The 26,307-nt window shown below is 64.9% G+C and carries 24 protein-coding genes and 1 tRNA gene; 7 read left to right on the top strand and 18 right to left on the bottom strand.

All coding sequences use genetic code 11. The annotated features are described in order from the left end of the window. Positions 1-26: 26 nt before the first annotated feature. The 5 genes from D3876_RS06120 to D3876_RS06100 form a co-directional block, all read right to left on the bottom strand. Entirely contained in the window at positions 27-776 is a 750-nt protein-coding gene (locus D3876_RS06120) for a head GIN domain-containing protein (protein ID WP_119760357.1), read from the bottom strand. A 128-nt stretch (positions 777-904) separates the two neighbouring features. After that, positions 905-1,435: a CarD family transcriptional regulator gene (locus D3876_RS06115; protein WP_119760356.1), complete on the bottom strand. Its 531-nt coding sequence runs from the start codon at positions 1,433-1,435 to the stop codon at positions 905-907. Between the two features lie 307 nt (positions 1,436-1,742). Next, complete coding sequence (gene fdxA / locus D3876_RS06110) at positions 1,743-2,081, bottom strand: ferredoxin FdxA (protein WP_119760354.1); 339 nt, start codon at positions 2,079-2,081, stop codon at positions 1,743-1,745. Between the two features lie 50 nt (positions 2,082-2,131). After that, on the bottom strand, positions 2,132-2,434 hold the full coding sequence (locus D3876_RS06105) for an RNA-binding S4 domain-containing protein (RefSeq protein WP_119760353.1): 303 nt from the start codon (positions 2,432-2,434) through the stop codon (positions 2,132-2,134). Further along, positions 2,424-4,913: a helicase-related protein gene (locus D3876_RS06100; protein WP_119760351.1), complete on the bottom strand. Its 2,490-nt coding sequence runs from the start codon at positions 4,911-4,913 to the stop codon at positions 2,424-2,426. The genes D3876_RS06105 and D3876_RS06100 overlap by 11 nt, the downstream gene beginning before the upstream one ends. 211 nt (positions 4,914-5,124) lie before the next feature. Here D3876_RS06100 and D3876_RS06095 point away from each other — a divergent pair, with 211 nt between their 5' ends. Together D3876_RS06095 and proC are read left to right on the top strand one after the other, a co-directional pair. Continuing rightward, positions 5,125-6,669, top strand: coding sequence for a M23 family metallopeptidase (locus D3876_RS06095; RefSeq protein WP_119760350.1), 1,545 nt, complete (start codon positions 5,125-5,127; stop codon positions 6,667-6,669). A 46-nt stretch (positions 6,670-6,715) separates the two neighbouring features. Beyond that, a complete protein-coding gene (gene proC / locus D3876_RS06090; RefSeq protein ID WP_119760348.1) occupies positions 6,716-7,531 on the top strand; it encodes a pyrroline-5-carboxylate reductase in 816 nt (271 codons plus the stop codon). Here proC and D3876_RS06085 read toward each other — a convergent pair. Then, the gene (locus D3876_RS06085) at positions 7,528-8,025 is read right to left on the bottom strand and encodes a MarR family winged helix-turn-helix transcriptional regulator (protein WP_119760346.1); all 498 of its coding nucleotides are present in this window, start codon (positions 8,023-8,025) and stop codon (positions 7,528-7,530) included. The genes proC and D3876_RS06085 overlap by 4 nt on opposite strands. Positions 8,026-8,119: 94 nt before the next feature. Between D3876_RS06085 and D3876_RS06080 the strand changes: the two genes are divergently transcribed. After that, on the top strand, positions 8,120-9,217 hold the full coding sequence (locus D3876_RS06080) for a branched-chain amino acid aminotransferase (protein ID WP_119760345.1): 1,098 nt from the start codon (positions 8,120-8,122) through the stop codon (positions 9,215-9,217). Positions 9,218-9,297: 80 nt separating this feature from the next. Next, a tRNA-Gln gene (locus tag D3876_RS06075) sits at positions 9,298-9,372 on the top strand. A 142-nt stretch (positions 9,373-9,514) separates the two neighbouring features. Here D3876_RS06075 and D3876_RS06070 read toward each other — a convergent pair. From D3876_RS06070 to D3876_RS06060, 3 genes are read right to left on the bottom strand one after another with little or no spacing between them, the layout of a single operon-like run. After that, positions 9,515-10,561, bottom strand: a complete 1,047-nt coding sequence (locus tag D3876_RS06070) for a DUF2955 domain-containing protein (protein WP_119760343.1) — start codon at positions 10,559-10,561, stop codon at positions 9,515-9,517. 2 nt (positions 10,562-10,563) lie between these two features. Beyond that, the gene (locus tag D3876_RS06065; RefSeq protein ID WP_119760342.1) at positions 10,564-11,811 is read right to left on the bottom strand and encodes an HlyD family secretion protein; all 1,248 of its coding nucleotides are present in this window, start codon (positions 11,809-11,811) and stop codon (positions 10,564-10,566) included. Continuing rightward, entirely contained in the window at positions 11,808-13,289 is a 1,482-nt protein-coding gene (locus tag D3876_RS06060) for an efflux transporter outer membrane subunit (RefSeq protein ID WP_119760340.1), read from the bottom strand. Before D3876_RS06060 ends, D3876_RS06065 begins: the two co-directional genes overlap by 4 nt. Before the next feature lie 323 nt (positions 13,290-13,612). Between D3876_RS06060 and sthA the strand changes: the two genes are divergently transcribed. Next, positions 13,613-15,010 (top strand): Si-specific NAD(P)(+) transhydrogenase, encoded by a 1,398-nt coding sequence (gene sthA / locus D3876_RS06055; protein WP_119760338.1) that lies wholly within the window; start codon positions 13,613-13,615, stop codon positions 15,008-15,010. Between the two features lie 19 nt (positions 15,011-15,029). On the opposite strand, the gene D3876_RS06050 is transcribed toward sthA, so the two are convergent. Next, positions 15,030-15,902: a bestrophin-like domain gene (locus D3876_RS06050; protein WP_147417594.1), complete on the bottom strand. Its 873-nt coding sequence runs from the start codon at positions 15,900-15,902 to the stop codon at positions 15,030-15,032. Positions 15,903-16,179: 277 nt separating this feature from the next. Between D3876_RS06050 and D3876_RS06045 the strand changes: the two genes are divergently transcribed. Next, positions 16,180-17,394, top strand: coding sequence for a patatin-like phospholipase family protein (locus tag D3876_RS06045; RefSeq protein WP_220475418.1), 1,215 nt, complete (start codon positions 16,180-16,182; stop codon positions 17,392-17,394). On the opposite strand, the gene D3876_RS06040 is transcribed toward D3876_RS06045, so the two are convergent. Further along, positions 17,382-17,849 (bottom strand): ion channel, encoded by a 468-nt coding sequence (locus D3876_RS06040; RefSeq protein WP_119761098.1) that lies wholly within the window; start codon positions 17,847-17,849, stop codon positions 17,382-17,384. The two genes, D3876_RS06045 and D3876_RS06040, sit on opposite strands and share 13 nt — an antisense overlap. Before the next feature lie 350 nt (positions 17,850-18,199). On the opposite strand from D3876_RS06040, the gene D3876_RS06035 reads away from it, so the two are divergent. Continuing rightward, a complete protein-coding gene (locus D3876_RS06035; protein WP_119760334.1) occupies positions 18,200-19,303 on the top strand; it encodes an AI-2E family transporter in 1,104 nt (367 codons plus the stop codon). Positions 19,304-19,344: 41 nt separating this feature from the next. Here D3876_RS06035 and D3876_RS06030 read toward each other — a convergent pair whose 3' ends face one another. The 7 genes from D3876_RS06030 to D3876_RS06000 all read right to left on the bottom strand — a co-directional run bounded on the left by D3876_RS06030 (position 19,345) and on the right by D3876_RS06000 (position 26,236). Continuing rightward, positions 19,345-19,806 (bottom strand): hypothetical protein, encoded by a 462-nt coding sequence (locus tag D3876_RS06030; protein ID WP_119760332.1) that lies wholly within the window; start codon positions 19,804-19,806, stop codon positions 19,345-19,347. Between the two features lie 216 nt (positions 19,807-20,022). Next, positions 20,023-21,165, bottom strand: a complete 1,143-nt coding sequence (locus tag D3876_RS06025) for a CaiB/BaiF CoA transferase family protein (RefSeq protein WP_119760330.1) — start codon at positions 21,163-21,165, stop codon at positions 20,023-20,025. Then, positions 21,162-22,091: a hydroxymethylglutaryl-CoA lyase gene (locus D3876_RS06020; protein ID WP_119760328.1), complete on the bottom strand. Its 930-nt coding sequence runs from the start codon at positions 22,089-22,091 to the stop codon at positions 21,162-21,164. Before D3876_RS06020 ends, D3876_RS06025 begins: the two co-directional genes overlap by 4 nt. Beyond that, a complete protein-coding gene (gene leuD, locus D3876_RS06015; RefSeq protein ID WP_119760327.1) occupies positions 22,088-22,708 on the bottom strand; it encodes a 3-isopropylmalate dehydratase small subunit in 621 nt (206 codons plus the stop codon). Before leuD ends, D3876_RS06020 begins: the two co-directional genes overlap by 4 nt. Position 22,709: 1 nt before the next feature. After that, positions 22,710-24,263, bottom strand: coding sequence for a 3-isopropylmalate dehydratase large subunit (locus D3876_RS06010; RefSeq protein ID WP_119760325.1), 1,554 nt, complete (start codon positions 24,261-24,263; stop codon positions 22,710-22,712). Beyond that, positions 24,169-24,669 carry a DUF3598 domain-containing protein gene (locus D3876_RS06005; protein WP_119760323.1) on the bottom strand — a complete coding sequence of 167 codons (501 nt, stop codon included), beginning with the start codon at positions 24,667-24,669 and terminating at the stop codon, positions 24,169-24,171. Before D3876_RS06005 ends, D3876_RS06010 begins: the two co-directional genes overlap by 95 nt. Positions 24,670-24,685: 16 nt before the next feature. Next, positions 24,686-26,236 carry an alpha/beta hydrolase gene (locus D3876_RS06000; RefSeq protein WP_119760322.1) on the bottom strand — a complete coding sequence of 517 codons (1,551 nt, stop codon included), beginning with the start codon at positions 26,234-26,236 and terminating at the stop codon, positions 24,686-24,688. Between the last annotated feature and the right edge of the window lie 71 nt (positions 26,237-26,307).

The following is a 26,307-nucleotide window of genomic DNA, read 5'->3' as shown; positions in this document are numbered from 1 at the left end:
CGGGTCGCCGGCGGCAATGCCGCGTGCTACTCCTTGGTCGTCGACGGCGCTGCGGGCGTGCAGCGTACGTTGCCCGATCCGACCTTCGAGACGCTGCATTTGGCGTTGCCGAAAAGCTCGACGTCGCCCGAGCCGATGATCGAGATGTCGGCAGCATCGGACACCGCCGCCTTCACGCCACCCGAACCCGCCACCGAGATGTCGGCAGTCCGTGCGGCGAGTGCGGGCGCGTCGAGATTGCCCGAACCCGCGATCGACACATCGAGCGAATCCGCCTTACCCGCGGCAATGTGCGCGTCACCCGAGCCTGCGATCGAGAAATCGACCGCGCTTGCAGCGAGCGATGCAATGCTGAGCGAGCCCGAGCCCGCGATCGAGCCGTCGAACCCGGGGCTATTGACCTTGTCGACCGACATGTCCCCCGAACCCGCGATATTTGCGCCCTTGAGCGCAGGCAGGGTGACGGTGACCGTTGCCGACCCCTTGTCGCCGCCCCAGTGGATGCCCGCCTGTTTCTTGCGGCCGACGCGCAGCGTGCCGTCGACTACCTCGATCTCGAGACGGTCGAGGATCGCCTGGTCCCCTGCGGCGCTCACCGACTCGGCACCACCGACCTTGACGACGACGTTGTCGGGGCCGCGCAACGATACCGTGTCGAAGCCCGAAGCGGCAAAGGCGCGGTCGCCCTTGACCCCGCTCAGCGGGGCTTCGTCATCGGCAGAGGCTGAGCAGGCGGTGACCAGCAGCAACGACGGAAGAAGGTAAAGCATGCGCATGACAAGGCTCCGTACTGTGTTGCCGCACTAATACACCAGTGTCCGGCCGCAGTCCAGCCCCCATGCAAAAAGGGCGGCCCCAAGCGGGACCGCCCTTTTCGGCGTTTGCAGTAGTCAGCGAATGCCGCTTACTCGGACTTGTCCCTCGCGTGGAGCGGGGCCGCCTTGTTGAGGATCTCAAGGATCTTCACCTGTGCGCCTGCCTCATCTGTTTCTTCCATCGCCGCGAGCTCGCGCGCGAGGCGGCTGGTGGCCGCTTCGAAGATCTGGCGTTCGGAATAGCTCTGCTCGGGCTGGTCGTCGGCGCGGAACAGGTCGCGCACCACCTCGGCAATCGAGACGAGATCGCCCGAATTGATCTTGGCTTCATATTCCTGGGCACGGCGCGACCACATGGTGCGCTTGACCTTGGGCTTGCCCTTGAGCGTGTCCATGGCCTCCTTGAGCGTCTTGTCCGAAGACAGCTTGCGCATGCCAACGCTCTCGGCCTTGTTAGTCGGAACGCGAAGCGTCATCCGCTCCTTTTCAAAACGCAGAACGTAAAGCTCTAGCTGCATGCCCGCGATATCGGTGCTCTGCAGCTCGATGACGCGACCCACGCCATGCTTGGGGTAAACGACATAATCGCCGACGTCGAAGGACAAAGCCTTGGATGCCATGTTGATACGGCCCTTTCCATGGGGAGATCACCGGATATGGGAATGCGACCCTGACCAACCAAGTCAGCACAGTCCCCCATAGCGGCGATCAGCGGGTGTGATTCTCCTATAGCAGCGTGCGGCGCACGCGCTTGCGACGAACGCTGTTTAACAGATTCGCAACAAAAATGCCAGCCCGCAGTCTTTTCTTGCGAGCAAGCGACGCTATGCCGCGCAACTGTTGGAATCCGGGGAAAAATACGTAGTCAGCGCGCCGCGGAGTCGAGGGAGCGCGACAGTCTTTTACATCAGGTCCGCGGGTTGAGCATCAGTCGCCCTGGCCGGGTTCGGGCGAAAAGAATTTCTCGTACTTGCCTTCCTCGCCCTTGTGCGCGTCGGCGTCGGCGGGGGCTTCGCGCTTGCGCGTGATATTGGGCCACTGCGCGGAGAAGGTGTTGTTGAGTTCGAGCCATTTCTCCAGCCCGCTCTCGGTATCGGGCAGGATCGCCTCCGCGGGGCATTCGGGTTCGCACACGCCGCAGTCGATGCACTCGCTCGGATTGATCACCAGCATGTTGTCGCCCTCGTAGAAACAGTCGACGGGGCACACCTCGACGCAATCCATGTACTTGCAACGGATGCAGGCATCGGTGACGACATAGGTCATTGGGATCAATCCTCCTGTAACGGCCCTGCTATTCCCGCGCCCCGCCGCCGTCAATCATCCGTTTCGGCCGGTGTCGCGAGAGTGAGCTCGCGGTACAGAGTCACCGCCTCGCTCGCCGGGCCGCGGCGTGCCGGCAGGGCTTCGATCCGCAGCGCGCGGACGCGGCCATGCGCCATCAGACTCAGCACATTGCCGGGCCGCACCAGCGTGTGTGCGCGTTCGATCCGCCGTCCGTCGAGGCGGATATGGCCCTGTTCGCACAGCGCCTGCGCGATGCTGCGCGACTTTGCCAGACGCGCGAACCACAGGAAGCGGTCGATCCGCTGGCCGCATATAGGGGCGTCACCGGCCATTCGCCGTCACGAGATCGGCAAGGCCGGCAAAATGGCCGTCGGCGCGCGCGGGCGGCCCCTCGCGCTGCCGCACGCGTCCGCGCCACGCCCAGGCATCGGCCTTTGGTTCAAAACCCAGCAGCCGCATCAGCCGCGCCAGCGCATCGGCGCTCAGCCCGAGCGAAACCGCAAGCGAGGGATCGGGAGTGAACGGACGGCGGCCGTCGCGTGCCTCATGTGCGGCGCGCGCGATCCGCTCGACCAGATCGATGCGCAGCGATTGCCGCCCGAGCGTGCGAAAATCGGGGAGCACAGATGCGTGCCCGAGTATCGCCGCGCCCGGTACGGGCAGCGCGGGCATCGTCTTGCCGTCGCGCACCGCGATCAGTGCGGCGCGCCAGCGCATCGCCTCGGGCTTGAGCAGTTGCGGATGGAAGATGTCGAGCGTGCCGATCACCATCCCGAGCCGCCGCGCCTGATAGCGCGCGGCCTTGTCGAGCGCGGCGAGCGGCGCATCGACCGCAGTCCGCGCCAGCGCGCCGCCGCCCTCGGCGAGCGGCACGAGCAACGCGCGCAACAGCGGCGGCGTATCGGGGCTGGAGGACGCCTCGGTGATCCGCGCGAGCGGCCTCAATAGCTGTGTGATCCGCACGTCGAGCCACGCCTGGACGCGCGCAGCGATCGCCCTGCGCGCAGCATCATCGAGCGCGTCGAGCCCGCGATCGGGCAGGAAGCGGGGCTGAAGCAGCGTCCGCCCGCCTGCGAGCACGCCCAGCGCCGCGCCCTGCCAGCACAGCCGCACCGGAGCGCCCGGCTCGGTCACGAGCATGAACGCCTTGTCGTCGGCCGCAAGCAGCGCGTCGGCGCGCCTTCCGAGCTCCTTGCCCAGCCGCCGTCCGGCGACTGCAAGCAGCTTCTTGCGATCGGCATGACGCGCATCGGCGGCGACCTCGAAGCGGAAGCCGTCGAGCCGGCCGATCGGCTCGTCATCAACCAGCACCGCACCGTCCTCGGCGATCGTCACGGGCATAGCGCCCGGATCCGCGCCGATCTCGCGCATCAGCACCGTCGTGCGCCGGTCGACGAAGCGCTGGGTGAGCGCGGCGTGAAGCGCGTCGGACAGCTTTTCCTCGATCGCGCGCGTGCGCTCGGCCCAATGCAACGGGTCGGCGAGCCAGTCGGCGCGGTGTGCGATATATGCCCAGGTCCGGATCGAGGCGATGCGCCCCGAAAGCGTCTCGACATCGCCCTGGACCGTGTCGAGCCGGGCGATCTCGTCGGCGAACCAGTGCACCGGAATGTGGCCGTCGCGTTCGCTAAGATACCGGAAGATGCGGCCGACCAGCCGCGCGTGGTGCTCGGCGCCCGTCTTGCGGAAATCGGGCAATCCGCACGCCGCCCAGAGGCGCGAAACCATCGCCGGGCGGATCGTGCGCTCGCGCACCCAGCCTTCCTCGGCGAGTCGCTTGAGCACCGCCAGATCGACCGCCTGCGGCGCGGCGCGGAGCACGGGCGACTGCGGGCGCGCCTCGAGCGCGGCGACGAGTCCGTCGAGGCTCGACAGATCGGGTGTGCCGTCGCGCCAGAAGAGATGGTCGAGCGGGGGGAAGTGATGATTCTCGATGCGCTCGATCTCCTCGGGCGTGAAGCTGATCCCGCCCTCCTCCGCGCCCAGCGTCCCGAAGGTGCCGTCGCGTTGGTGGCGGCCAGCGCGCCCTGCGATCTGCGCCATTTCGGCAAGCGTGAGCCGACGGCTGCGCCTTCCGTCGAACTTCCTGAGCCCTGCGAACGCGACGTGCGCGACGTCCATGTTCAGCCCCATGCCGATCGCGTCGGTCGCAACGAGATAATCGACCTCGCCCGCCTGGAACATCGCGACCTGCGCGTTGCGCGTGCGTGGGGACAACGCGCCCATCACCACCGCCGCACCGCCGCGCAACCGGCGCAGCATCTCGGCCACCGCATAAACCTCCTCCGCCGAAAAGGCGACGATCGCGGATCGCTTGGGAAGGCGCGAGAGCTTCTTCGCACCCGCATAGCTCAGCGTCGAAAAGCGCGGCCGCCCGATGATCTCGGCGTCAGGCACCAGCGCGCGCACCATCGGCTTCAGGCTTTCCGAGCCGAGGATCATCGTCTCCTCGCGCCCCCGCGCGCGCAGCAGCCGGTCGGTGAAGACATGGCCGCGCTCGGGCGTCGCGCCAAGCTGCGACTCGTCGATTGCGACGAAGGAAACCTCGCGATCGGTGGGCATGCTCTCTGCGGTGCAGAGGAACCAGCGCGCCTTGTCGGGCAGGATTTTCTCCTCGCCCGTGATCAGTGCGACCTCCTCCGGGCCTTTTATCGCGACGACGCGGTCATAGACCTCACGCGCGAGCAGACGCAGCGGAAAGCCGATCATCCCGCTCGAATGCGCGCACATCCGCTCGACGGCGAGATAGGTCTTGCCGGTGTTGGTGGGTCCCAGAATGGCGGTGACCGGCGAACGCGCGAAACGGCTCATGCCCCCTAGATCGGAAATGCAATGCGAGAACGCAAGCGGGCTTCGCACCGGGGAAGATGCGGAAGTGACCCGCGGAACCGCACGTTTCGCCGCAGAATGCGTGCTTTGTTAACCACCTTAATTTGACTTTAACCCTGTTGGTCCACAGACAGGCGCTCGGGTCGGTTCTAACGGGACCGCGGGGTAAACACGGCTTCGGGGGCACGCAGCCTTGTATCAGCGCAGCGATCATGGATTCGGCAATGGCAGCGGCACCGCCGCGCTGTCGCTTGATCAGGCGCTGCCCGCCGGCTTCGGCCGCAGGATCGTGCGTCCCAGCGCCTGGCAGCGGATCGAGGCGCGGCTTGCCGATGTCGAGCTGGTCCCCGACCTCGGCGCGCGCATCGGATCGCGCGAATGGTTTCGCGGGCTCGCGACCTGCGCGGTGCTCATTTCCGCGGCATGGGCGCTCGCGCCGGGTTTCGACCCGATCATCGCCGCCAGCCCACCCGCAATGGGTGAAGAGGCGCGGAGCGAGGCGCGCGTGCTCTCGATCGCGCCGCTCGCGCTCGGTGCCGATACGGGCCGCCGCATGGCCGCGACCGATGCGGTCGCGCCGCTCGCCGACACGCCCGAGCGCCCCTCGATCGATCTGGTGGCGACACTTGGCCGCGGCGATGGCTTTGCGCGGGTGCTGACGCGCGCGGGCGTCGCCGATAGCGAGGCCGCAAAGGTCGCGAGCCTTGTTGCGGGTGCGGTTTCGCTCGGCGACATCGCGCCCGGCACGCGCATGGACGTGACGCTTGGCCGCCGCCCCAATCGTAATGTAGCCCGCCCGCTCGATTTTCTTGCTTTTCGCGCGCGCTTCGACCTCCGTCTCCAGCTCGAGCGCGCGAACGGCGCACTCGTGCTCAAGCGGATTCCGATTGCGGTCGATGATACGCCGCTCCGCATACAGGGCCGGCGCGGCGCGAGCTTCGTCACCTCAGCGCGCGCCGCGGGCGTCCCTGCACATGCCATCGAGGCATATCTGAAAGCGATCGGCGGCAAGATCTCGATCAACGATCTCGGCCCCGACGATCGCTTCGACATCATCATCGAACATGCGCGCGCCGAGACCGGCGAAACCAAAACGGGTAAGCTGCTCTATGCCGGGCTCGATCAGGGGCGCCGCCAGGTGCGCCTGATCGAATGGACGATCGACGGTCGCACCGAATGGTTCGATGCCGCGGGCGTCGGCAAGAAACGCGGGGTTATGACCCAGCCCGTCAGCGGCCGGCTCACATCGGGCTTCGGAATGCGGCGTCACCCGCTGCTCGGCTATTCACGGCTTCACAAGGGGCTGGATTTCGGCGCGCCGCATGGCGCGCCCATCTACGCGGCCACCGACGGCGTCGTCGCCTTTGCCGGACGCAACCGTGGCTATGGCAATTATGTGCGGCTGAACCATGCCGGCGGCATCGGCACGGGCTACGCGCATATGAGCCGTATCGCGGTTCCGGGCGGCGCGCGTGTGCGTCAGGGCCAGGTGATCGGCTATGTCGGCTCGACCGGCCTGTCGACGGGGCCGCACCTCCATTACGAGGTCTATCGGAACGGCGTCGCGATCAACCCGAAGTCGATCTCCTTCGTCCAGACCTCGCAGCTCGCGGGTGCGGATCTCGGACGCTTCCGCGCCAAGCTTGCGCAGTTGCTGAACGTGAAGCTCGGCGCCAAGGCAGCGCCTCCGCCCGCCGCACAACCAATGGGCGGCGCGCTGGCCAAGGCCGTGCGCTGACCGACCGCCTTTTGCGCGGCCGCTCATTTTGGCCTAAGCGCCGGGCATGACCTATTCTTTCGACGTTTCACGACCGCTCTGGCTGATCGGCTGCGGCAATATGGCGGGCGCGATGCTGTCGCGCTGGCTTGAAACCGGGCTCGATCCCGCCGCGGTCACGATCGTCGATCCCAACCGCGCCGAAGCGCCCGGGGGCGTTCGCCTGCTTGCTGCCGCGCCGGAAGATGAAGCTCCCCCCGCAATGCTGCTGCTCGGCGTCAAGCCGCAGACCTTTCCCGCGATCGCGCAGCAGCTCGCGGCCGCGGTTGGCGCGAATACGACCGTTGTTTCGATCATGGCTGGCGTGGATGTCAAAACGCTCACGGGCGCCTTTGCGGGGGCGAAGGCAGTCGTGCGGCTGATGCCCAATCTTCCCGTCGCTCTCGGAAAGGGCGTGGCATTGCTGTGCGGCCCCGAATCCGCACGTCTGCAAGTCGAAGCGCTCGCTGCGCCGCTTGGGCTTGCGCTTTGGGTCAACGATGAAGCGCTGATCGACGCAGGAACCGCGGTTTCGGGTTCGGGACCCGCATTTGTCTACCGCTTCATCGATGCGATGGCTACGGGGGCCGAGAAGCTTGGCTTCGCCTCCGAAGACGCCGAGCGGCTGGCGCTGGCGACGGTCGAGGGCGCGGCGGCGCTCGCCGCGCGTGCGGACGAAAGCCCCGCGGTGCTTGCCGACCGCGTCGCGAGCCCGGGCGGCACCACGCGCGCGGGGCTCAACGTGCTCGACGCCGATGCCGCGATCTTCGACCTCGTCCATCGCACCTTGCAGGCTGCGGCGGACCGGGCCGCCGAGCTCGCCGCCGAGGCGCGAAAGGCCTAACCCTCGCGGTGGAGCGAGGCGACGCGTTCGCGCTCACGCGGGGGGATCAGTCCTTCGAGCACCTGCCAGAACCCCGCGACCGCGCCCTGCCCTGCTTGCGCATAGGCGGCGGACAGTTTCTCGCGCAGCGCCTCGAACAGCCTGGCTTCGAGCGCCGCGCCCTCTTCGGTCAGCCGCAGCAGCCGCTGGCGCCGGTCATTGACCCCCGGGCGTTGTTCGACCAGCCCGCGCGCGGTCAGTTCGTTGAGCACACGGCCCAGCGACTGTTTGGTGATCGCGAGAAAGCGGAGCAGTTCGCTGACGCTCAGGTCGGGCTGGCGCGCGATGAAATACAGTGCGCGGTGATGCGCGCGGCCGAGTCCCTGTTGCGCCAGCCGTTCATCGATCGAGCGCGTCAGGTGACTATAGCCGAAATAGAGCAGCTCGACGCCGCGGCGGATTTCGGGGCCACGCAGGAAAAGCGGCGAGGCGGCGCTTGCAGGTTGGACAGCCATATTGACGTATCTAGCCGCAGCCCCTAGTCCGACGCAAGCCGCTCCGCACCCCCTGACCGGCGGATCTACGCGGCGCTTTGACGAGAGGAAGCAGATGTCATCCGGTGCCACCCCGACTTTCGCATTTGAACCAAGCACCGCGATGGTCGCGGCGAACGAGCGGGCGCAACGCCTTGTAAACCCCGGTTTCGGCCGCGTGTTCACCGATCACATGGCGCTGATCCGTTACAGCGAGGACAAGGGCTGGCACGACGCGAAGATCACCGCGCGCCAGGCGGTCTCGATGGATCCAGCATCGTCGGTGCTCCACTATGCGCAGGAGATTTTCGAGGGACTGAAGGCCTATCACCGCCCGAACGGCGGCGCGGCGCTGTTCCGCCCCGAGGCCAATGCGCGCCGCTTCAACGATTCGGCGCGGCGCATGGCGATGCCCGCGCTCCCCGAGGAACTCTTCCTCGAATCGATCCGCGCGCTCGTCCGCACCGAAAAGGACTGGATTCCCGATAGCGAGGATGGCGCGCTCTATCTGCGCCCCTTCATGTTCGCGAGCGAGGTCTTCCTCGGCGTGAAGCCTTCGGCCGAATATCTCTACATGGTCATCGCGTCGTCGGTCGGCGCCTATTTCAAGGGCGGCGCGCCGAGCGTCTCGCTTTGGGTGACACGCGAATATACGCGCGCAGCACCCGGCGGCACCGGTGCCGCCAAGTGCGGTGGCAACTACGCCACCAGCCTGATCGCGCAGGCCGAAGCCACGCGCAACGGCTGCGATCAGGTCGTGTTTCTCGACGCCGTCGAGCGCCGCTGGGTCGAGGAGCTGGGCGGCATGAACATCTTCTTCGTGTTCGACGATGGCACGCTGGTGACGCCGCCGCTCACTGGCACGATCCTGCCCGGCATCACGCGCGATTCGCTGCTGACGCTGGCCCGCGATCAGGGCCTCACGGTGCGCGAGGAGCCCTATTCGATCGAGCAGTGGCGGGCCGACGCAGAGAGCGGTCGCCTGACGGAGGCTTTCGCCTGCGGCACCGCGGCCGTGGTGACCCCGATCGGCAGCGTTAAGAGCGCCGAGGGCAGCTTTAGCATCGGTGGCCAGTCGGCGGGTCCGCTGACTCAACGCTTGCGTGCTAACCTTGTCGACATCCAGCGCGGACAGGCGCCGGATCCGCACGGCTGGGTCGAAAAAATCCAGTGATTGCGCGGGGGCGGCGACAAATCACCGTCCCCCCTTTCCACGAGCGTTCGCGTCGCTATAAGGCGCGGCTCGCATCCTGCTGGGGCGTCGCCAAGTGGTAAGGCACCGGTTTTTGGTACCGGCATTCGCAGGTTCGAATCCTGCCGCCCCAGCCAGTATAGAACGAAGTATCTTATAAAGTGCTCGACCGTCTCGAGCACAGTATGCATCACGACTATCCGTTCGGGGGCGGCAATGCGCGTGAGCAGGCCGATGGGCCGAAGCTGATCCCAAGCTGCGCTACACCAGGGGGCCTGCTCAGGCCGGAGACTGGAGATCGCGCGCCCGTGCGCTGTTTCGCCAGAGGAGGCCCATCATGCCGATCGCAAAGGTGCAGGCGAGCGCGAACTGCGAAAGGCGCGCGATCCAGATTCCGGAGTTCGACGGACCGGACAGGATCGCAGAGCTGAGGATGATCAGGCACGAATTGCAGGTGATCAGGCCGACCGCCGCCTTCGGCCCGCCTTTTTCTATACGTGCGCCAAAGGCCATGGCGACGATGAAGGTGATGAGCGCGAGCGTAATCAGGGAGGGTGCGATCTGAAGCAGCGCATAGGCGAATACGCCAACCAGACCGCCGATCAGGTTGCCGAGCATCATCGCCAGCCCGTGCATCGCGCCGCGCTGCGGGTCCAGATTGGCGACCAGCAAAACGGTGGTGACCAGCACGGGTAATGCGTCGGTCAGGCCGAACATCAGATAAACCAGCATCAGCGGCATCACGATCGCCGTACCCATAAGCGCCGTCGCTACCGGGGATGCGATCGGCGCCGGGACGGGGGCCGCGGCGCGGGGCGCAACGTGGGGCCACAAAGCATAAGCGCCCCAGACGACGAGCACCGCGACGGCCGCGGCGCGGACTAGGGCAACCGGAAGGAACCCCGCCAACTGCGGCTGGACCATGGCGATGACCGGAACCGTCGCGACGCACATCAGCAGCAACAGCGCCGGCAATCGGGCGCGTCCCTGCGCCATGGCGGCAAAGGCGAGAAAAACGATGAGGGCAATCGCGCCGAACAGGATCTGCGGCGCCCCGCGCAGCAGAGATGGCAACAGGAAGGCCACCAACGCCGCCGCCGCCATCACCAAGACCAGCGAGAGTCCCGCTTTGAAGGGCGGTGAGCCGGGAAGGTTGGCGAGCAAAGTCGCCACCAGCACTGGCGCCAGAAACGTCGGATACCATCCCATGGCTTCGGAGAGGACAAAAGCCACCGCAATGCCCGCGCCGAAGCGAAGCACCCAGTGCAGCCGCCCCGGTGCGATCGGATCGCTTGTCGTGTGATGCGGCGCGTGGGCGTGGGCCATGACTATTGCAGATAGCTCATCAGCGCGACCAGCCGGATCCACAATCTGCCGATCGGATTGAGGACCGAACCGGAATCGGTGAACACGATGACATTGGCCTGAGCGCCACTGCGGCCAAAGGCGAGCGCGGCCTTGCCGTCATCCGTTGGCGTCAGCATGATCCGCACCGGAAAGCGCTGCGGCTCGCGCAACCAGCCCTTCGCGGGCTGAACATCGGGCAACTGTCCGGTCGGGGCCTCCCCGCCCTGCGCGATGCCCCAGCCGATGCTCTCCACGCGCCCCGGGAACACCCGCCCCGGATTGTCGTCGAGCGCGACGAGAACCTCGTTGCCCGGCGCCAGATTGCCAAGCTGGTTCTCGCGCATCGCCGCGGAGATCCACCGCGGCCCATATTGAATGAAGCTGAGCAAGGGCTGTCCGCGATTGACGAACTGCCCCGCCGACAATCTGAGGTTGGTGACCACACCGTCCGCAGGCGCGGTGACGGTCGTGTTGCTCAGATCGAGTTGCGCCTGTTGAAGCGCGGCCATCGCCTGCTGTACCTTCGGATTGCCGTTGCCCACCACGCCCAGATTTCGCCGCGCACGTTCGACTTCCGCCTCGGCGCGCACCACCTCGGCTTGCGTCTTCGCGATGTCGGCGCGCGCACGGATCGCGTTGGTCTGCGCCAGCGCGCGCTTGTCGACGAGATCGGTGACGATCTTACCGAGCTGCCGGCTTGCCGCCAGATCGACGCGTTGCTTGTGAAGCTGGGCCTGTGCGACGCCGATCTCGACCGAGGAGACATCGGCCGCCTGCAGGACAGCGGCGAGGTTGGCTTCTGCCGAGCGCAGCGCGATCTCGAACGGCCGCGGATCGACCCGGAACAGCACTTGACCCTTTTTGACTGCGCCGTTGTCGGTGACGCCGACATCCATCACCTGCCCGGCGACCTGCGGGGCGATCTGGACGAGCAATGTGTCGACCGTCGCCTGTGACGTGTATGGCGTGATCCTGTCGGAGACCACGTGATAGACGAACATCACCAGCAGCGTGGCCAGCGCGATCAACATGATTTTGCGTACGGGGTTGGCCGGTTTCTCTGCCGGGACATCGTCGTCCGGCGCAGAGGAGGCGGCACTGTCCTCGGGGGTTATGGGGGTGGGGCTTTTGCCGATTCCGCGCGCGCCTGACGATGGCAGCGAAGGCGCGGCCGGGTCATCCGTCGCGGCGGGCGACTCCTCTCGCGGCACGTCCTGAGACGCCGTCATGGATGTTGCTCCGCGACGCCTTCGGAGCTGCGCGCCGACGTCGCCTGGTCGATCCAGTCGCCGCCCAGCACGCGGTACAGGTTCACCAGTGCGCGGTAACTGTCGCCGCGCGCGGCGGCGAGCGAGAGCTCCGCGGAAAAGAGACTCCGTTCGGTGTCGAGCACGTCCAGATAGTCGGAATAACCGTTGTCGTAGCGCTCATGGGCCAGTGCAACGCCCCGCCTCAGCGTCTCGACGCGGCGCGCGATCGATGCCTCTGTCTTGCGCGAAGACCGCACTGCAGTCAGCGAGTCCTCGACCTCGCGAAACGCATTCTGGACGGTGAGTTCATAGGCTGCCAGCGCCTGCTCGCGCCGGGCCTCGGCCTGATGCGTCACCGCTGTGACACCGCCGCCCGTAAACAAGGGGCCCGCAACATCGCCCGCAAAGGACCAGGTGCGCGCGGGGCCAGCAAACAGACTCTCCAGCGCCGCGCTGGCGAAGCCTCCGAGGCCGGTGAGTGAAATTCGGGGGAAATACAGCGCTCGCGCAGCACCGATAAGCGCGTTGCTCGCCACAAGCTGCTGCTCGGCCTGAAGGATGTCGGGCCTCCGCGTCAGCAGCTCTGCGGGGAGCCCCACGGGGACCACTGGTGCCTGCAGTGCCCGCAGATCCTGCCCACGCGCGATCGGGCCCGGATTGCGTCCCAGCAGGGTCGATAAGGCATGCTCCTGTTGCGCGATCGACTTCTCGAGTTCGGGGATTGCCGCCACCGCAGATTCGTACTCGGCAAGTACCTGCGACATCTCGAAGTCCGATACCCAACCGCCTTCGAGCCGCATCTGGAAGATCGACACCGATTGTTTTCGGCCGGCAACGGTCGCCTCAGCGATCTGCAGGCGGCTGTCGAGATCGAGCAGCGTGACATAGCCCGCGACCACTGACGCCACCAACGTCAGTACGACGCCGCGTCTGGCCTCCTCGGTGGACAGCAGGTTGGCACGCGCCGCTTCGGTTTCGCGCCGGATGCGCCCCCAGAGATCGATTTCCCAACTGGCAGACAGCACCGTGCTGTAGCTCGAACTGACCGGATCAACGCCGGTCGGGAAGGACACCGAGCCTCGCTCGCTGGCGCGCTGGCGGCTGGCGCTGACGCCATATCCGACCTGCGGAAAGCCTTGCGATCGCGTGCCGGCGAGTATCGCTGTGAATTCATCCACGCGCGCGGTGGCGATGCGCAGATCTCGGTTGTTGGCGATGCATTCGCGCACGAGACTGTCGAGGACCTCGTCGCCAAAGGCGTGCCACCAGGTCGACGTGTCGGACGCCGACGAAGAAGGGATCGTATCGTCGGACCGGTAAGCGGCTGGCACTGCCACGGTTGGTCGCTGATAATCGGGACCCTGCGTACAGCCCGCGACGGCACATATGCAGAAAGCTGCGACGGCAGTATGTGCCGTCGACCTTTGGTGATCGGACCTCCTGCCCAAATCTCGCATTCTGACCGCCTTTGGAGCCCCAGAGCCCATGACGCCGCCATTCCGCCTCGCGCGTGTGCGACGACGTATCACGGCTTTGGTATTCGCCCCCGGTTGGCCGTTGTCAATTATGCTTAAGTACGAGCTAGTTGTAAGCACATGTAGACTTGCAAGATTCTGCGGCGGCCGAGGCTCTTGCGTAGTATTACGCATATAGAGCCAGGTGCATCGTCTATACCATCGACGTATGACCTATTGCTTTCATGCTTCGAAGGTGCGTTACATCCCTTCGCCTGAAAAAGAAGCCGCTCCGTTTAAGTACGTCCCCTACCACCTGAAAATCTATGGCTGATGCATTCGACCTCATCGTTCTCGGAGGAGGTCCGGCGGGTGCAAGTGGCGCGGCGGCGGCGGGCGCTCTCGGCAAGCGCGTTGCGCTGGTCGAGAAGGCCGGGATGCTGGGAGGCGCAGGCATCAACACGGGCACCATCCCGAGCAAGACTCTGAGGGAGACGTCACTGGTACTTTCGGGCTGGCGTTCGCGGGAGCTGTTCGGCGTGGATCTCTCGCTTCGACGCGAGGCAACGATCAGCGATTTCATGCGGCACGAGAAGAATGTGACGGCGGCGGTACGTGAACGCATGCGGAGGAACCTCGATGCGCGCGGTGTGACACGGTTTCGCGGCGTTGGCCGCTTCATCGACCCGCACACCGTGGAAATCCTTGAAAATGAAAAGAAGATTGTGTTGCGCGGCGAGAAAATCCTGATCGCCACCGGATCCGCTCCGTTTCGCCCCACCGAATTCCCCTTCGACGATAATCGCGTGCATGATTCCGACGAAGTCCTCGAGATCACCACCATGCCGAAGAAGCTCGTCGTCATTGGCGGCGGGGTAATCGGGAGCGAATATGCCGGCACCTTCGCCGCGCTTGGCGTCGAGGTGCATCTGGTCGATGGCCGGGATTCGCTGATGCCCTTTCTCGACGCAGAAATCTCGCATGGCCTGGCGAAGGCAATGGCATCCAACGGCGTGCAGTTCCACTGGAAAGAACGCGTCACTGCCTGCGATGCATCGCAGGCCGAGGATGTCGTCCTCTCGCTTTCATCGGGTGCAAAGCTGACCTGCGACGGCGTGCTCGTCTGTGCCGGACGGCAGAGCAACACTGCCGATCTCGATCTTGATGCGGCGGGCATTATCCCTGGCAAGCGCGGCCTCGTCCCGGTGAACGAGCATTATCAAAGCGCGGCGCCACACATATATGCCGCTGGCGACGTCATCGGCGCACCGGCTCTTGCTGCCACGGGCATCGAGCAGGCACGTGTCGCTGTCCATCATGCGTTCGAATCCACGCGCAAGAGCGATCTCGCCACGATCCTCCCGACAGGGATCTACACGATTCCCGAGGCGAGTATGGCCGGGGAAACAGAAGCGGCACTGCGCGAAAAAGGCGTGGAGGTCATCGTCGGTCGCGCGCGCTATGCCGACGTCGCGCGCGGCGACATTATCGGCGACGAGGCAGGCTTCCTGAAACTGATCTTCCGGCGCGAGGACCTGAGGTTGCTCGGCGTCCACGTCATGGGCGAGCAGGCGACGGAGCTGGTTCATATCGGCCTTATCGCGCTGCTCGCCGAAGGCGATGCGGATCTCTTCAACCGCGCCTGCTTCAATTACCCGACGCTGGGCGATCTGTACAAATACGCCACCTATGACGCGATCATGCAGCGCGAGGCCGGTGCGTGAGCCCTGACATCCGGTCGTGCTATGGCGCAGTTCCGGGCTCTTGCCGTGATGGCGCGGGCGAACCGAAGCGATCGAACGAGCCCGGCGGCTGCGCCCTTATAAAGGCCTGAAGCTGCCGCATCGGTTCCTGGGATTCAGTGATGCCCCCCGATGTCGGTCGGTCGATGTCGATGATGAGCAGCAGCGATATTCCGAAGAGCAGGAACAGGAACAAGGCCGTCTGCCGGCTCCCCCTTCCAACCAGAACATAGCTGATCACCCCGGCGGTGATGAACTGATAGAGGAAGAGAACAAGGAAGACCTCCGCGGGGACATGGGACTGGCGCGCCGCCTTGCGCGCGGCGTCCATGTCGATGAGATTGTTCATCGTTTCGAGAAATGAACTCGAAAAATCATAGGGGCGTATCGTGGGGAACGCGGCGACGGTCGCGCTCCACATATCGACGACCAGCCGATCGCTGGTTTCGAGCAGTGGCTTTTGCGCTGGCCCCGGGCGCGTGGTGGCCAGTTCGAACCGCGTGTCTGTATAGTCGGACAGAAATTTGCTGATGCGCGCACGATGGGGTTCCTGCAGCAACTGTGCGCGCAGATAGGTCGTACCGATCGCATTGGCTTCGTTGAGCACATTGCTCCGGCGCGTGTCAAAGCGCTCAATCGCAAGCGAGAAGGTGAAGCCGACAAGCAACGCGAGCAATCCCATCACGGCGGACACCATGAAGCCTTGCTGGCTACTCTCCTTGTCCTCGGCAACGACCTCGGCCACCATTCCGCGGTCATGCCGCCATCGCAACGCCCAGCCAATCACAGATGCAGCCAGCATGCCGCCGAATATCGCGAGGCCAACCACCCATAACGGTGCTTGCACGAGCCAGTTACCGAACGCTGCCAGCATCGCCTATCTCCCCTTTTTCACCGGTCTGGTCGTTGTGATAGCGGTGGTAAAGACTCCTGCATTTCCGCACCGTGCACCGCGAAAATTCGGCCCAGTTCCGGGCCATAGTGAACAGGTCGCAGAAATTTCGCCAGCCCTCTGATAGCAGGGGCATTGCGCGCGTTGCGACATCCCGCCTGGTCACGGCTCCCAGAATATCCCGCGCCCGACACAGGGTATTTCCTGATATACTGCATCCGTCGCCCTCGGTAGCAAGGACGTTCGAGGGAGACCGCGCTTGAGCCCGACCCTGCTGCCCGCCCGCGTTGCGCCTTGGCTGCAAGCGCTGATCGCGATCATCCTGCTGCAAGTGATGGTAACCGGGTGCGCGACACCCGAGCGCCTTCCGGCAGTACCGACAGCGGCGACGGTCCAGGCCGAAACGGGGCTTGGGCCAGTTCGCTTTTTCGTTCGGCGCGACGTTTCCGGCTTCGAGACCGAAGCGAAGGCGTCGCTCGCCAGGGAACTGGCCTATCGCGCCAGCGTCGGCCAGCACGGCCCGCTGCCGCCCGCGTATTTCCTCGCGATTTCGGGCGGAGGCGACAACGGCGCCTTCGGGGCCGGCCTGCTCAATGGCTGGACAGCGTCGGGCACGCGGCCCGAATTCAAGGCTGTGACGGGGATCAGCACGGGCGCGCTGATCGCACCCTTCGCCTTTCTGGGCCCCAAATACGACCATGTCCTCGAGGAGGTCTACACCCGGACGTCGCAGCGCGACATCTTCAGGCTTCGCGGCATGATCAGGGGCTTTTTCAGCGATGCGATGGCCGACACCACGCCGCTCTATGAACTGGTCACGCGCTATGCCGATCAGGCGCTGCTCGACGCCATCGCGGCGGAATATGCAAAAGGGCGACTGCTGCTCGTCGGCACCACCGCACTCGACTCGCTTGAACCGGTCATCTGGAACATGACAGCGATCGCCGCGAGCAAGGATCCGCGCGCGCCCGAACTGTTCCGGCGAATCCTCGTCGCCTCCGCCTCGATCCCGGGCGTCTTTCCCCCGGTGATGCTGGATGTCACCGTTGGCGGCCAGCGATATCAGGAAATGCACGTCGACGGCGGCACGATCGCGCAGGTCTTCCTTTATCCGCCGTCGCTTCACATGGATCAATCGGGGCCAGCCGCGGGCCGCAAGCGCTTGCTCTATATCATCCGCAACGCACGGCTCGATCCGGATTGGGCAAGCGTCGATCGACGCACTCTGCCCGTCGCGGCGCGCGCGATCTCGTCGCTCACCCAGACGCAGGGAATTGGCGATCTCTACCGCATCTTCACAACAACCCGGCGCGACGGCATCGACTATAATCTCGCCTTCATTCCACCGACCTTCAACGTGCCCCATCGCGAAGAATTCGATACCAACTACATGCAGCACCTCTTCGCCACTGGCCGGCAGATGGCCGTCGCTGGCTATCGCTGGCAAAAATTTCCGCCGGGCTATTCGGAATAGCCGCCCGCGGGTGGCTCGCTCCCCTTCAGTCGGGCGTTGCTGTATTTTACCACGTCCATCACGCCGGCCGTCATCACCGCGGTGGACAGGCCGAACATCATGATGCCGTTGGCGGCTTCCAGCGGTCCGAACAGACGCCATCGTTCGGACATGACGATGTCGCCATATCCCAGACCGGCATAGTTGACCCCCGAATGATAGAGCGCGGTAGTAAATTCATCGAACTCGCCAAGGAGCATGAACAGGCCCGCCCAGATGGCAATCTGAACGAAGTTGCCAAGCAGCATCAGCAACATCACCATCGACAGCAGCATGAAATCCAGCCGTCGCGATCCCGGGCTTGGGTACGCGATCCTGAAACGTGCGTATCGACGGAGACACACGGTGACGAAAACGGCCTGCAATGACAGACAAAGCACCAACATCACGAGCCCGATCAGGAGATGAAGCAGCATGGTCGACCTCTTTCGCGGCACCCGCCGCCAGTGACGGAACCAGGCCAAGATACCGGCAAGAGCGAGCGCAGCTTCGATGACTGCGAACAGCTCCGTTCCTGGCGCTGGCCTCACGCTAACGACAGATTTCCTCTTACCATATGACGCGCTGGCGGAAACGGGAATGCCAACGACAACCTATGAATCCCGGCGACTTACCTCCGACGAGCGTGATGGAGATTGACGCGCGGATAGTGTACGACCGAGGGTGGCCTCGGCGGTCTTTGGGGAGCGATGCAACCGGGGCCGTTTGTGTAAGGTGGTGGCGGGCCGATTTCATACCCTGGCAGTGAACTGCAAGGAGATAGTGGATGGCACCTACGCCCACGCCCGCTTCGGAAAAGCCACTGTCGCAGGGGCTGCTCGATGTCCTGATCCGTGCCGGTCTGATCGCCATTCTGCTGCTCATCTGCTACCGGGTCCTCCACCCCTTCATCAACCTAATGCTTTGGTCGCTGACCCTGGCGGTGACACTTTACCCCCTGCAAGGCAGGCTGAAGCGCCGCCTGGGCGACAAGGAAGGCCGCTCTGCAACGCTGATCGTGCTGATCGCCATCGCCATTCTCCTGGTACCGATCTATCTTCTGGGCGCCTCGATGGTAGCCTCGGTGGAGGATGCCGTGACCCTGGTCAGAAGCGGTAGTTTCCATATTCCGCCGCCAGCCGATTCGGTCGCCGGCTGGCCGCTGGTGGGCAAGCCGCTGCACGGTTTCTGGCAACAAGCCGCCGTAGACCTGACCCCCGTGACGCAGAAGTTCGCACCGCAGCTCAAGGTTATCGGTCTCACCGTGCTCGGTACGCTCGCGGGTCTTGGCGCGGGCCTTTTGATGTTTGTCCTCGCCCTGATCCTGGCCGGCATTTTCATGGCCTATGGCGAGAGTGGCAGCCGCAGCGCGGTGCAGATCGCATCGCGCATCTTCGGCCCCGGCAAGGGGCCGCAAATCACCGCACTGTGTACCGCCACCATTCGCGCAGTGGCTCAGGGCGTGGTCGGTATCGCCTTCATCCAGATGCTGCTGATCGGCGTCGGCTTTGCGTTGATGGGAGTTCCGGGCGCTGGCTTGCTCGCGCTGGCGGTGCTTTTCCTGGGCATCATTCAGCTACCGGCCACGCTAATCACGATCCCGGTGATCGTCTTTGTTTTCGTCACCGAGGGCGCCAGCGTAGCGACCATCATCTTCGCCATCTACGTCTTCATCGCCGGTCTGGTCGACAACGTGCTCAAACCGCTGCTGCTGGGGCGCGGTGTTGACGTGCCGATGCCCGTGGTGCTGCTCGGGGCGCTGGGTGGCATGGCAACCAGCGGAATCATCGGCCTGTTCATCGGTCCGGTGATCCTTGCGGTGGGATATGAGCTATTCTGGCAATGGGTCAGAAACCCGCCACAGGCGCTCGAACCCGGCGACCGGAAATGACCCGATGTGGACCAGTGTCCCGCACGCGTCGGCCGTAAGGCCTAGGCGAGCTTTCGAAACAGCCGCACCACTGCCTCTTCGGCGATAAGCATCGTTATGATTACGATGATCAGCGCCACAAGTCCGTGGAAGGCGCCTTCGAAGCGCACCTTATCCTGGAACGCCAGTGATAATGCCTCGAGGATCACAAATTTTGACCCGAACAGCACGAGCCATGCGCAGAAGAACCGCAAAAAGGTCATCAAACCACCGGACTTGTTCTTGAAGAACTCGCCGACCTGATGTTCGACTGCAATGGTTAGCTTGAGGAGGGCCTGTAACAGCACGGCTGCGAATAGAGACAGCGTGAATGAATCTATCGAAACTCTATCCGAATATTCATCAAAGAGGTTCAACACAACCAGGTCTATCAACACTCCCACAAAGTATCGCGCGAATAATCGTTGCCTTGTGGAGGGCAATTCCGCTGAAGCTGGCAGGAAACCGTGAATTTTTTCTGCCATTGGTTTGTCCTGATCAGGATGTTGATCCGCGTGGGCGAATTCGAGGTTTCACGGCGCTGAGGCAGCGTGAGCCGTTAGCGTGCGATTGGAAATCAGGGTTCACCCTGACTCCTGGCGGAGGATTGTCCCGATGGGCTGCGCCGTCGCGATGTTTTGCGGATGTAGGGCACGGCTTTCTTATGGGGCAAGGCGATTTTCGTCCTGCCGGGAAAGGCTCTAGCCCCCCATGCCGTGCCTCAGACCTGCCAGAATCGCATCGGTGTCGGCCCCGGGCTGCGGCAGCACCGATGCCGCGGCCGCCAACTGCCCATCGAACGCGATCGGGAGCGCGGGGAGGCGCGTTTCGCGGCCGTCGGGGAGCGTGACGGGTTCGAGCGCACCGGAGGCGTTAAGGTGCGGATCGTCGAACATGTCCTCGGGTTTACCGATCGGCGCGAAAGGCAGGCCGGTACCTTCGAGGCGGTCGATCACCTCGGCGCGCGTGAAATTGGCGATCAGCGCGCGGATCTGCGGCAGGATGCGGTCGCGCTGGAGGACGCGTTCGTTGTTCTTGCGCAGGCCCTCGTCGGCCCAGAGATCGTCGAGACTGAAGAGCTTGCAGAACTTCTCCCATAGCGCATCGGTGACGACGCCGATGAAGACGGGATCGTCCCTGGTCTCGAACACGTCGTAGATCGCCCAGGCCGAGATGCGAGCGGGCATGGGGCTGGCGGGCTTTCCGGTCACCGCGAGCTGCGCCATGTGCTGGCCGACGAGATAGACCGTGGTTTCGAACAACGACGCCTGGACGAGCTTGCCCTTGCCCGTGCGGTGACGCTCCTCGAGCGCGGCGAGTACGCCGATCACGCCGAACATGCCGCCCGTCACGTCGATCACGCTCGATCCCGCCCGCAAGGGGCGACCCGGAGGACCGGTCATATAGGCAAGCCCGCCCATCATCTGTGCGACCTCATCGAGCGCGGTGCGCTTCTCATAGGGGCCGGGGAGGAAGCCCTTAGCCGAGCAATAGATCAGCCGCGGGTTCGATTCGGACAGCGCGGCATAGCCGAGTCCGAGCGTGTCGAGCGCGCCGGGGCGGAAATTCTCGATCAGGATATCGGCGTCCGTCGCGAGCGCCTTGGCGGTCGCAAGGCCGTCGTCCGATTTGAGGTCGAGGCTGACGCTCTTCTTGTGGCGGTTGTACATCGGGAAATAGCCCGCACCCGATCCGAGCAACGTGCGGGTCTTGTCACCCTCTACAGGCTCGACGCGGACGACTTCGGCGCCCAGCGCGGCGAGGATCGCGCCCGCAGCGGGGCCCATCACCATATGCGTGAACTCGACGACCTTGAGGCCGGCGAGCGGCTGCGGCGCGCTCATGCCGCCACCTGCGCGAAACCGAGCGGCAGGCCCGCATCGGGTGTAAAGCCATAGAGCGGCTCGCCTGGCAGCGCCTCGGCGATGATGCTGCGGACCTTCAGCAGCTTTTCGAGGTCGATCCCCGTTTCATACCCCATGGCTTCGAGCATGAAGACCAGATCCTCCGTGACGATATTGCCCGATGCGCCCGGCGCGAAGGGGCAGCCACCAAGGCCGCCCAGCGAGGAGTCGAGCGTGGTGATACCTTCCTCAAGCCCCGCAAGCGCATTCGCGAGGCCGACCCCGCGCGTGTTGTGGAGGTGGAGCGTGTTGAGCTTGTCCGCGCCGATCTCCGCCTTCACGCGGCGGACGAGACGCTTGACCTGCGCGGGATTGGCATAGCCCGTGGTGTCGGACAGGCCGACCTCGACCGCGCCCGCCTCGATCGCGGCGGCGGCAAGGCGGACGACATTGTCCTCGTTCACCGGTCCCTCGATAGTACAGCCGAATGCGGTCGCGAGGCCGACTTCGAAATGCGGGCGCGTTTCGGCGGGCTGCGCCGCGACCAGCTCGGCGATTGCGCGGATTTCCGCCACCATCGCTGCATGATCCTTGCGGACATTCTTCAGGCTGTGCGTTTCGGACATCGAAAAGGGGATCGACATTTTTTCGGCGCCCGCCGCGATCGCGCGCTCGGCGCCCTTCAGATTGGGGATGAGCACGGCAACCGAAAGCCCCTCGATCCCTTTCGCAAAGGCAATCAGCTCGGCGGTGTCGGCCATCTGGGGGAGGAGCGAGGGAGGCACGAAGCTGCCCACCTCGATCTCGGGCACGCCCGCTGCGGCTTCGGCTGCGATCCACGCCTTCTTGGCTTCGAGCGGCATCACCCGGTCGATGCTCTGCAACCCGTCGCGCGGGCCGACCTCGCTGATATGGATACGCGTCATGCGGTCAATTCTCCGAGATAGATCCACGGCCGCGCCTTGCGGTCGGCGGCCTGAAAGGCGGTGATTTCCGCCCTGTGCTTGAAGGTGAGGTCGATCGCGTCGAGCCCTTCGAGGAGCATCGCGCGCGCTTCGGCGCCGATCTCGAACGACCAGCGGCGTCCGTCGGCGAGGCTCACGCGCTGCTGCTCGAGGTCGACCGTCACGGGTCGGCTATCCGCCGCAATCTCGGCAATGACATCGGCGGGCAGGACGACGGGGACGATGCCGTTGCGCGTGCAATTGCCCGCGAAGATCGGCGCGAAGATCGGCGCGATCACCGCGCGGATGCCATATTCGGCAAGCGCCCAAACCGCATGCTCGCGGCTCGATCCGCATCCGAAATTGCTGCCGCCGAGGATCATCTGTGCGTTCGCATAGGCTGGCTGGTTGAGCACGAATGCTGGGTCTGGATCGCGCGCACCCGGCTTCAGATAGCGCCATGGCGCGAACAACCCGTCGGCAAGCCCGGTCTTGCCCGTGCTCTTCATCTCGCGCGAGGGGATGATCGCGTCAGTGTCGATATTGTCACGGATCAGCGGCGCCGCGATCGCGGTGAGCGTGGTGAAGGGATGGGCCATCTCAGGCCTCCCCGTTTGTGTCGAGCGAAGTCGAGACACGTTCGGCGCTGGTGCCAGCGTCCCTCGACTGCGCTCGGGACGGACGGACTTCGTTGATCTCCCTCGGATCGGCGATGCATCCCGCGATGGCGCTGGCGACCACCGTCTCGGGGCTCGCGATATGCGTGCGGATCCCCGGCCCCTGCCGCCCCTCGAAATTGCGATTGGTGGACGAAATGACGCGCGAGCCCGCGGGAAAACTCTCGCCGCCCGCATAGAAGCACATCGAGCAGCCGCTCATCCGCCATTCGAAGCCCGCCTCGACAAAGATCCTGTCGAGCCCCTCGGCCTCCGCGGCGCGGCGCACCGCCATCGAGCCTGGGACGACCAGCGCCTTTACGCCTTCGGCGACATGATGCCCCTTGAGCAACGCGGCGGCTCGGCGCAGGTCGGAAAGGCGACCATTAGTGCAGCTTCCGATAAAGGCAGCGTCGATTGGTATGCCGGCAAGCCTTTGGCCCGGTTCGACGCCCATATAGGCGACGGGGCGCTCGGGCGGATCGACGGGAACCTGTCCCGAAATGCCCGTGCTGTGCTCGGGCGAGGTGCCCCAGCTCACCATCGGTTCGATCGAGGAAGCGTCGATCGTGATTTCGACGTCGAATTGGGCGCCCTCGTCAGAGGCGAGTGTCTGCCATTCGGCGATGGCACGCTCAAGCGTCTCACCCATGGGGGCATAACGACGCCCGCGGATCCAGTCGAAAGTTTTCGGGTCTGGCGCGATCATTCCCGTCATCGCGGCGAATTCGGTCGCCATGTTGCAGAGCGTCATCCGCCCTTCCATGTCGAGCGCGGTGACCGCCTCGCCCGTGAATTCGACCGCATATCCCTTGCCGCCGCCTGCGCCGTGGCGCGCGATCAGCGTCAGGATCATGTCCTTGGGGGTCACGCCCTTCGCCAGCATGCCCGTGAAGGTGACGCGCATCGTCTTCGGACGGGTGAGGCGCAGCGTGCCCGTCGCCATCGCATGTTCTGCCTCGGACGAACCGATGCCCCAGGCGAACGCACCGAACGCGCCCTGCGTGCAGGTATGGCTGTCGGGCGCGATCAGCGTGCAGCCGGGCAGCACGATGCCGAGTTCGGGGGAGACGACATGGACGATGCCCTGATCGGGATCGGTCACGTCGAACAGCGTGATGCCGGCCTCGGTCGCGGCGGCGCGCGTTTCGGTGATGAAGGCCTGCCCGCCGGGCATCAATGTCTGGTCGCCACGCCCGGGGCGCGTGTCGACGATATGGTCCATCACGCAGAATACGCGCGAGGGATCGGCGACCGCGCGGTCCGCTGCCTTCAGGCTGTTGAGGGCAGCGGCGCCCGTACGCTCGTGCAGGAAGATCCGGTCGATGGCGATCAGCTCTGCGCCGCCGCCAAGACCGGCAACGACGTGCCGGTCCCAGATCTTTCCGAACAGGGTCTGCGGATCAGACAGCCTGCGCCTCCATTTCCTTCTCGATCGCCGCCCAGTCGCGGCTGACCAGCTTTTCCTGGATCGCGGTACGCGTTTCCAGATTGCCATTGCGGATCCAGTGCCAGGTGCGGCAGCGCGACTGGCCGTCGTCCGAAAGCTGGATCATCTCGTAGAGATAGAGGCTCGGATCGCCTTGGCGCTGCCAATAGAGCATGACGGTGCGATTATACTCGTCGAGGCCCACTTCGGCAGCCCAGCCTTTGATCAGCTCATTGTCCCACCAGACGCGCTTGTCGGCATAGGTTGCCGGGAACTCTCGGATGTCAGTGCGGCCGTCATCCCAGGTGTAATGGTTGGTCTGGTGATAGGGATGCTCGCTGCCTTCCTTGAAGCGGCAGAACAGGCGCGATTTGTGCTCGTCGATCTTTTCACCCGCGGCGTTGTAATAGGTGTAGACGCCGTCCCACACGCCTTCATGGCGCGCCAGCAGCGGCATGTCCTCGCGAATACCCATTTTGACTCTCTCCTTCTCAGAAACCTTGTGGTGACCAGATATCGACGCGCGCCTTGGCCCAGTCCGCTGTTTCCCATGTGAGCACGGCGGGGGCGGCGGCGACCAGCGCATTGCGATCGGCGGCAGCGAGCGCACCGAGAAGAGCGCGACCTGCGCGCGCGCGGATCAGGCTGCGATGTTCCGTGGCGAGCGCTTCGGGCACGATGTCGGCGGCATTGAAGGGAATGGCGTTGGCCGCCCTTGCCTCGAACCATGGCCAGAAGAAATGGCCCGCGCGCACCGCGCTCCATGCCGCGTTGAGATAGGCACCGTGGCGGTCGGGCGTCTGATCGGGAACGGCGCGCTCGGTCCAGTCTTCGGCGTGCTCCGCGACGGGGATATGCGCATCGACCGCGCCCCAGCCGCGTGCGCCGATCTGCCGCGCCACCGCTGCGGCGAGCAGCGCCGAAAAGCCTTCGCCGATGATGACGGGAGTCTTCGCCTTGCTGACGCCCGCGATCGCCGCGGCCGCGATCGCGCTCCAGCCGTCGAGATCGGGGGTGTAGCCTTGCTGCCAGTTGTCCGACAGGCCATGACCCGGCAGGTCGATAGCAAGCGCGTCGCTGGTGTCGAACAGTCCTGCGGCGCGGCCGGGGGCGTGGATCAGCACGGTCTCGGCCTCGGGATTGCCCTGCCAGTGGATCAGCCCGTCAAAGCCGGCGCCGGCAACGCGGATGAAGCCGCCATCCTTGCTCTCGGCGATCTGAGGGCAGGAGCGCGCGGGCGCGGCGCGCAGATGCGCAAGGCACGCGTCCTCGAGATCGGCGGGTGTGGCGACGGCCTCGGCACGCCAGCTCGGCGGCATATCGCCAAGCCGTGCGATATGCGCCTGCAGCGGATCGCCATTATAGGCCGCGATCAGCACGGGGACGGTCTCGGCATCGGTCGCCGGAATGTCACGCGGCGCGCGGAGCACTGCGCCATAGCCCGCGCGATAGGCGTCGCCGCTATCGAGCATGTCGCGGATGACGGCGTCGGTTTTGACCGGATCGTCATGCGCCACGCTGATCCGCGCACCATCGCGCACGTCGAACCAGGGGAAGAACCAGGTCTGCTCGATGATGCGGTTCCACAGCCAGGTCAGGTGCTCGCCATAGGCGCTGGGCTGGAAGGGCGGCAGGTAATCCTTGTCGAAGATCGCCATTTCTTCAGGCGTCCAGACGGCATAGCCGCCCGTCGCGAGCGCGGTGAAGCGCTCGGGGTGGCGCTTGACCGCGCCCACGAGGATGATGCCGCCCGAATGAAAACCGTAAGCAGCGGTCTTGGCGATGCCGAGCGCGTCGAGCAGTTCGACCAGCGCGCTCGAGAAATCGCCGATGTCGGGATTGCCGCACAGGGCATCGGACTGGCCGAATCCGGGGGTGTCGGGCGCGATGCAGGTGAAGTGCTGCGCCCATTTTTCCATGAGCGGTTCATATTCGGCGGAGCTGCGCGGGCTCTGGTGGACCATGAGCAGCGTCGGGCCCGAGCCAGCCTTGCGATAATGGACGCGGCGGCTGCCGACTTGGATGAAATGGCGGGTGATCATGGTGCCTAATTTGTCCGGACAAATTCCTCTCGACAAGTCCTTTTCGCAAACTACTGTACGAATCACGATTT

Origin of the sequence: Sphingomonas cavernae, assembly GCF_003590775.1 — a bacterium.
GTDB lineage: Bacteria > Pseudomonadota > Alphaproteobacteria > Sphingomonadales > Sphingomonadaceae > Sphingobium_A > Sphingobium_A cavernae.
The sequence above is the reverse complement of the archived record's forward strand: the minus strand, read 5'-3'. Positions and strand labels throughout refer to the sequence as shown.